The organism is Fusobacterium sp. DD2 (assembly GCF_018205345.1).
GTDB lineage: Bacteria > Fusobacteriota > Fusobacteriia > Fusobacteriales > Fusobacteriaceae > Fusobacterium_A.
The window spans coordinates 24040-31745 of record NZ_JADRHM010000025.1; the positions used below are offsets into that span (position 1 = coordinate 24040).

Annotated in this window: 7 protein-coding genes and 1 pseudogene; 4 read left to right on the forward strand and 4 right to left on the reverse strand. The window is 30.1% G+C overall.

Annotation, left to right across the window (positions count from 1 at the left end; genetic code table 11):
- Window positions 1-2 precede the first annotated feature (2 nt).
- Genes coaE through IX290_RS05480 form a run of 4 tightly spaced genes read right to left on the reverse strand, consistent with a single transcriptional unit; the run spans window position 3 to window position 2587 of the window.
- Entirely contained in the window at window positions 3-593 is a 591-nt protein-coding gene (gene coaE / locus IX290_RS05465; RefSeq protein ID WP_211492202.1) for a dephospho-CoA kinase, read from the reverse strand.
- 10 nt (window positions 594-603) lie between these two features.
- Window positions 604-1167: a chromate transporter gene (locus tag IX290_RS05470; protein ID WP_211492203.1), complete on the reverse strand. Its 564-nt coding sequence runs from the start codon at window positions 1165-1167 to the stop codon at window positions 604-606.
- A 1-nt stretch (window position 1168) separates the two neighbouring features.
- Window positions 1169-1729 carry a chromate transporter gene (locus IX290_RS05475; RefSeq protein ID WP_211492204.1) on the reverse strand — a complete coding sequence of 187 codons (561 nt, stop codon included), beginning with the start codon at window positions 1727-1729 and terminating at the stop codon, window positions 1169-1171.
- Window positions 1730-1777: 48 nt separating this feature from the next.
- Window positions 1778-2587, reverse strand: a complete 810-nt coding sequence (locus IX290_RS05480) for a MerR family transcriptional regulator (RefSeq protein WP_211492205.1) — start codon at window positions 2585-2587, stop codon at window positions 1778-1780.
- A gap of 110 nt (window positions 2588-2697) precedes the next feature.
- Between IX290_RS05480 and IX290_RS11745 the strand changes: the two are divergent.
- The 4 genes and pseudogenes from IX290_RS11745 to htpG all read left to right on the forward strand — a co-directional run bounded on the left by IX290_RS11745 (window position 2698) and on the right by htpG (window position 7692).
- Window positions 2698-4023: pseudogene (locus IX290_RS11745) on the forward strand (MATE family efflux transporter).
- Window positions 4024-4066: 43 nt separating this feature from the next.
- Entirely contained in the window at window positions 4067-4873 is an 807-nt protein-coding gene (locus tag IX290_RS05490) for an HAD family hydrolase (protein WP_211492206.1), read from the forward strand.
- A gap of 138 nt (window positions 4874-5011) precedes the next feature.
- Window positions 5012-5779, forward strand: coding sequence for a DUF3944 domain-containing protein (locus IX290_RS05495; protein ID WP_211492207.1), 768 nt, complete (start codon window positions 5012-5014; stop codon window positions 5777-5779).
- Between the two features lie 92 nt (window positions 5780-5871).
- Complete coding sequence (gene htpG, locus IX290_RS05500) at window positions 5872-7692, forward strand: molecular chaperone HtpG (RefSeq protein ID WP_211492208.1); 1821 nt, start codon at window positions 5872-5874, stop codon at window positions 7690-7692.
- Window positions 7693-7706 lie beyond the last annotated feature (14 nt).

A 7706-nucleotide genomic window follows, 5' to 3' on the forward strand; every position in this document is an offset into this window, starting at 1 on the left:
TATTACCTCTCATTATCTATTAATTCTTCATATACAGCTTTCACCTTTTTATTCAACTCATCAAGTGAGCAGCTGTTATCTATAACTATATCTGCATGTTCCTCTTTATACTTCTGTGGAAACTGTGCATCTATTATCTTTTGAGCAAGTTCTTTTGAACTTCCATCACGAGCCATTATTCTCTTCACCTGTACCTCTCTTGGTACCACTACAACTACTATTTTATCACATAGATATTCAACATGTGACTCAAACAGTAGCGGTATATCAAATATAATAATACGACCCTTATTCAGACTGTTTTTTTTATCAATAAAATACTTTATTACCTGAGGATGAAGAAGTGCATTTAATCTCTTTAAAAGCTCTCTATTTTCAAAAGCCTTCTCTCTCGTCTTTTCTCTTACTATTTCTCCATTACAGTCAAGTATCTCTTTTCCAAATATCTCTACCATTTTATCTTTGTTTTCTTTTAAATCACTGAGCTCTCTTGCAACTTTGTCTGCATCTACTATCTCTGCTCCTAAGCTTGCAAAAATGGAACTCACTGTGGATTTTCCACTTGCTATACCACCTGTCAATCCTACTATCATAATCCACCTCTTAAATGTTATATATCACCGCTCCAACTATTCCACATCCTACCATAACATATATAGGGCTGGTTTTAAATTTTCTTAAAATAAACATCGAAACTGCAAAGAGTACAACTGATATATAATTAATATTTATATTACTCCAATCTACAACTTTCTGTCCAAAGAAAGCAAGATAAATTATTGAAATTCCTGCTGCTCCAATAAGTGATACTACAGCTGGTCTAAGACCATAAAGTATACTTGACATCAGCTCAAGATTTCTATATTTCATATAGATATGAGCTAAGAAAAGTACAATTATAACAGATGGAGTTACACATCCCAATGTTGCTACAATTGCTCCTGGTATTCCTCCTACCTGAATTCCCACAAATGTTGAACTGTTTATTGCAATAGGTCCAGGTGTCATCTGAGAAATTGTTATTATATCAGTAAAAGCTGTCATATCTATCCATTTATGATATTCCACTATCTCTTTTTCTATCAACGGAAGTGAAGCATATCCCCCTCCAATACTGAAAAGTCCTATTTTAAAGAAACTCCAATATAACTGTAAATATAGAAGCATGCTATTCCTCCTTTTTACCTTTTTTCATCTTATTAACAATTATACCAATAAGTCCACACACAATAATTATTACCATTATATTTACATACTTAGTTGCTATAAAAGCACCTATCATAACAATTATTGAAATTATATCTCTTTTTTTACCTACATCCATTGCCATTTTTATAACTACATCTGCAATTACTGCTGCAACTCCTGCCTGCATCCCTTCAAGAGCTCCATTGACAATTGGATTTTTCTTAAAAGAGAGATAAAACATTGATACAATTGAAATAATAAAAAGAGGTGGCAGTATAGTTCCTGCTACTGAAACTAATGCTCCCAATACTCCAGCCAATTTATATCCTATTATAATTGAAGAGTTAATTGCAATAACTCCTGGTGCTGACTGTGCTATTGCTATTAAATCTATCATTTCCTGTTCATCTATCCATCCATACTCATTTACAAATTTCTTTCTCATAAGTGGGACAATAACATACCCTCCGCCAAATGTAAAAGCACTTAGAAAAAAAGTAGATGAAAATATTTTTAAATATAATTTTCTGCCTTTTTCCATATAATCTCACGTCCTATTTTTTCTTGTCTACTTATTATATAATCTTTTCTATATTTTTTCCAATGGAATTTGTATCTCTGTAACATACTCATCTTTATTTTCAGTAATATGTATCTCTATATGATAAAGTTCTATTATATCACCACATATTCTATAATCACAATTTTTAAGATACTCTTTCAGTTTTTCATAGTGTTTTCCTATCTCCTGATAGTCTCCTTTAAAAAAATATGTAAGATACAATCCAGAATTTAAAACAGAAGAGGTTTTCTCCCTGGATATGATAAAAGTACCACAATAATCATAATAATTTCCCATTTCCCATTTATCCAAAGGTATAATTGTCCCTATTTCACTCTCTGTAAATAGAAAATCATTGTCCTCTTCAGCTTTATCTTTAAGTTTTTTAAGTTCAAGATTGATTTCACTTTCCTCTCTAAAATCCCCTTTAGTGAGATAGATATATCTCTTTTTTAATTTTGAAATAATAGGAACCTCATACTTGTCAAACTTTTTAAAAAAAGCAATACTCTCTTTTTTCCCTTTAAGCTCGTTTTTTAATGCTCTTAACTGTCTTAAACTCTTCTCTATCTTATCCAGTTGGAAATCAATCATCTCTTCAGTTTTATCAATACTTCTTGTTTCTAAAAATTCAATTATATCCTTTAGACCTACGCCTAGTTTTCTGAGATTTCTAATGTTACTGAGTTTCCATAACTGTTTCTCAGAATAATATCTATATCCATTACTTTTTCTCGTATCAGGAATTAGAAGACCAATCTTTTCATAGTAACGTAAGATGTCAGTACTTATATTATATATCTTGCTTACATCTCCAATTTTATAGTATTTTTTCAAATCTTTCACCTCAAAGTCAGCTTATAGATTAATTATACCACATTTCACTTGACCTTAGAATAGTTCCAAGGTTTAAAATATAAATATAATTTACTAAAGGAGTGATTTTTATGAATCAAAAAGGGAGTGTATTAAAAACTATCCTCAGATATACTATCCCTTCTGTAGTATCAATGTGGATATTTACTATATACACAATGGTAGATGGTATGTTTATTGGAAACTTTGTAGGGCCATTGGGACTAGCTGGTGTTAATATTGCTATGCCTCTTGTAAACCTCACATTTGCCATTGGAATCATGATAGCAGTGGGAAGTTCTACTGTTATAGCTATTCACTATGGTGAGGGCGACTGAACAGCTGGAAATAAGATATTCACAACAGCAGTTATTTCACTTTTAAGTTGTGGAGTACTTATTTCTGCACTTATATCTATTTTTATTGAACCGATAATTCATTTTTTAGGTGGAACTGGAGAACTATATCCATATGTCCACGAATATCTAAGTGTTGTAATTCTATTCTGTGTATGCTATATGACTGGTTATGCTCTTGAAATCTATATCAAAGTTGATGGAAACCCAACATATCCAACTTACTGTGTAATTTCAGGTGGAGTTATCAATATAGTTTTAGATTATGTATTTGTAGTTATTTTTAAATGGGGAATAAAAGGTGCTGCATTTGCAACTGGTTTATCACAGCTTACATCAATGTCACTTCTATTCTTCTATATATTCTTTAGAACTAAAAAGATAAAATTTACAAAAGTTCATTATTCAATTATGGAATTTGTAAAAACTATTATAAAACTTATGAAAATAGGATTTGCTGAATTTTTAGCTGAGATATCAATGGGAGTATCAATCTTTGTATTTAACCTTATTATCCTGAGAAGAGTTGGAGATACAGGGGTATCAGCTTTTGGAATAATAGGTTATGTTACAGCTTTTATAACAATGACTATGATTGGATTTAATCAGGGAACTCAACCTATTTTAAGCTATAATCTAGGTGCGGAAAACTATCCTCGTATCGGAAAACTTTTAAAAATAAGTTTTATTCTCCTTACAGGAATACAGATTTTCTTCTATATTCTGGTAAATCTTGCTAACAGAGGAATTGTTTCAATATTCTTAAATGACAGCAAAACTATAGAGCTCACTGTAAATGCTTTAAGATTATACAGCCTTGCTTATCTGATTTCAGGATTTAATATCTTTACAGCTGGATATTTTACTGCAATTAACAGAGTTAAAATTTCAACTATTATCACTCTGCTACGTGGAATAATACTTCTAGTGGTATTCCTGCATATACTTCCTGGTTTTTGGGGAGCTACAGGAATATGGTTATCAGTTCCAGTTACAGAGCTGGTAACTCTTCTTGTATCATTTATTTATCTTAAAAAATTCAACCCTCTTAAAAAAATATAACAAAATATGATATAATACAGGAAAAAATGAAAAGAGGAAACATATGATAAAACTGATACTTACTGATATGGATGGAACACTTTTAAATGATCACGATGAGATCAATGAAGAGTTTTGGACAATTGAAAGACAGCTTTCAAATGAAGGAGTTGTATTTGCAATAGCAAGTGGGAGACCTTATTATAATTTAGTAAGAAAATTTGATAGAATAAAAGACAATCTTTTATTTATTTGTGAAAATGGATCCCTTGTAATGTATAAAAATAGAGAGATCTTTTCAAACCCAATGAGTCAGGAACAGATAGATAAAGTTTTACTTATAACTAAAGAGATTAAAAATATTGTACCAATCTTTTGTGGTAAATCTTCATCTTACATTGATAAAAAGATTTTTGATAACAGTGGAATAGAGATGCAAAGTGAGATTAGAAAATACTATACTACTCTTGCACTTGTTGAAAATATAAAAGATATACCTGAAGAGATTATTAAGGTGGCAATTTGTGATTTTGGTATCTCTGAAGAAAACAGTTATAACTATTTCAAGGAGTATAGTGATATATTCAATGTAGTAGTTTCTGGAAAAGTATGGCTTGATCTTAGCAATCCTGGTACTAATAAAGGGGTTGCTGTTAAAAAGACTCAGGAAAGCCTTGGAATTTCTTACAATGAAACTATGGCATTTGGAGATTATCTAAATGATTCTGAAATGATGAAAAATGCAAAATACAGTTATGCTATGAAAAATGCCCATCCTGAATTAATTGCAATATCAAATTTTATAACTCGTGATGATAATAATAATCATGGTGTTACTAACACAATTAAAGAGGTCTTTAACATAAAATAGAGTTCAAAGAATGACTATTATTTAGTCATTCTTTTTTTATATGATTAACTTTGTCAAAATCCACTCTCTTTTATAGATATATTTATTCTAATATGCTAAAATAAATTGAAAAGAATTTTTACAAAGGAGGAAATTCAGGTGAATTACATCTATGATGAAGATTTAGAGTTTTTAAAAAAATGCAGTAACCAGGAGCTTGAAGGATTATTCCAGATTTTAGCTTATGATCCTAAAAATGGGCATAAAAGATTAACTACATCCCTTTTAAAATCTGAGGAATATCAAAAGTACAAAGAAGACTATCATATGTATTGGGAAAGAATAGCTGGGGAATTACAACTTTATGGAGGAAACACACTGGTTAATATCTTTAGAGGAAAAGGAGTCAAATACAGACAGATTATAGAGCATACTGCAAGAAGACTTAAACTTCCTATTATCGGATTTATCCCAACTGCAGAGCTTGAAAATGCAATCTGTGAAAAACTTATGTTAGACCTTTTTTCTAAAATGAAAGAAAAAGATACAGAGAAATTTTTATCTGAACTAGCTTTAGAAGATGAAGATTTAAAGAAAATCATCAATTCCTATAACGAAATCCCATGGGGAAAAATAAGTGTAACTGTTATAAGACAAGCTTTTAAAGCTGGTGGAATGGTTACATATAGAGCTACACTTGTATTTGCAAATCTTATCTGGAGACATCTATTTGGAAGAGGTCTTACATTTGTAGCTAATAATACAATAGCTAAAATATTAGGTGGATTTTTAAGCGGTCCAGTTGCTATTGCATTAAATGCATGGATAATAGCTGATTTAACAGGTCCTGCAATGAGAGTAGTTATCCCTGCAGTAGTCCTTATGTCAGTACTTAGACAAAAATATGAAATGGAAGATGAAGAGTAAAATTTTTATTTTCCCTATTGACAACTCTATATTATTGTGATATATAATTTATTAGCCACTAAAGTTATAGAGTGCTAAAAGGAGGAAATAGAATGAGAAAAGAATCAAAAGTGTTTCAAACAGAAACTAAAGAATTACTAAATTTAATGATACACTCAATCTATACTAACAAAGAGATATTTTTGAGAGAGCTAATATCAAATGCAAGTGATGCTATTGATAAGATAAAATTTGAAGCTCTTACTAATAGCGAAATTTTAGGAGAAAATAAAGATTTTAAAATTACTATAACTGTAGACAAAGATAAAAAAGAATTGACTATTAGTGATAATGGTATAGGTATGACTTATGAAGAAGTCCTTGAAAATATAGGAACAATTGCAAAATCAGGTTCTAAAGCTTTTAAAGAAAAATTAAAAGATATTTCAAAGGATGATATTGATATTATTGGACAATTTGGTGTTGGATTTTATTCTGGATTTATGGTTGCAGATAAAATTACTCTAATCACTAAATCTCCAAAAGGTGAAAAAGGTGTAAAATGGACTTCTACTGGTGATGGTTCATATGATATTGAAGAGATTGAAAGAAGTGATAGAGGAACAGATATCACTCTTACATTAAAAGAGGGTAGCGACTTTGATACATTCCTTGAAGATTGGAAAGTTAAAGATTTAGTTAAAAAATACTCTGACTATGTAAGATATCCAATATATTTTGAAAATGAGGTAATTAACTCAACAAAACCTATCTGGAAAACTGATAAGTCACAATTAAAAGATGAAGATTATAATGAGTTTTACAAATCAAATTTCCATGACTGGGAAGACCCTATGTTCCACTTCCACATTAAGGTACAGGGAAACATTGAATATACAGCACTTTTATATATTCCTAAGAAAACTCCATTTGATTTCTATTCAAAGGATTACAAAAGAGGACTTCAACTTTATACAAAAAATGTCTTTATAATGGATAAATGTGAAGATCTAATTCCTGACTACTTTGGATTTGTAAAAGGACTTGTAGATTGTGATAACCTCTCTTTAAATATTTCAAGAGAGATACTTCAACAAAATAGCGAGCTTATGGCTATAGCTAAAAATATAGAAAAGAAGATTATCTCTGAACTTGAATATATCTTAAAAACTGACAGAGATAAATATGTTGAGTTTTGGGAAGCATTTGGAAGACATATCAAAATGGGAATTCAGGACTTTTTTGGTATGAACAAAGATAAACTAAAAGATCTTTTAATATTTAGAGATTCTAAAGACGATAAGTTTGTTACTTTAAAAGAATTTGCTGACTCTATTGGAGATAAAAAAGAGATGCTGTATGTAAGTGGTGATGATGTTGCTACTATTAAATCACTTCCAAAAATGGAAGCTTTAAAAGAAAAAGGTATCAACGTTTTAATACTTACAGATAAAATAGATGAGTTTGTATTTAAAACTCTTGGAGAGTATGATGGAAAATCATTTAAATCTATAAATGATTCTGACTTCAAACTTGAAGATAATAAAGAAAAAGAGGAAGAGATTAAAAAGATAGCAGAAGATAATAAATCTATCCTTGATAAGATAAAAGAAAAATTATCTCCTAAGATTGTTGATGTTGAACTTAGCAATAACCTTGGAAACAGTGCTTCTGGATTACTTGCAAAAGGTGAGATATCACTGGAAATGGAAAAAGTTCTTTCTCAAATACCTGGAAATGAAGGAGTAAAAGCTGAAAAGATACTTGCTCTTAACCCAGATCACCCACTATTTGCAAAACTTCAAGAGACTAAAGATACTGAGAAATTTGATGACCTATTAGATGTTCTTTATACTGAAGCACTTATTATGGAAGGTTTCCAAATTGAAAATCCAGTTGAATTTGTTAAAAAATTAAATAATCTAATTAAATAAAAATATAGCTAAAA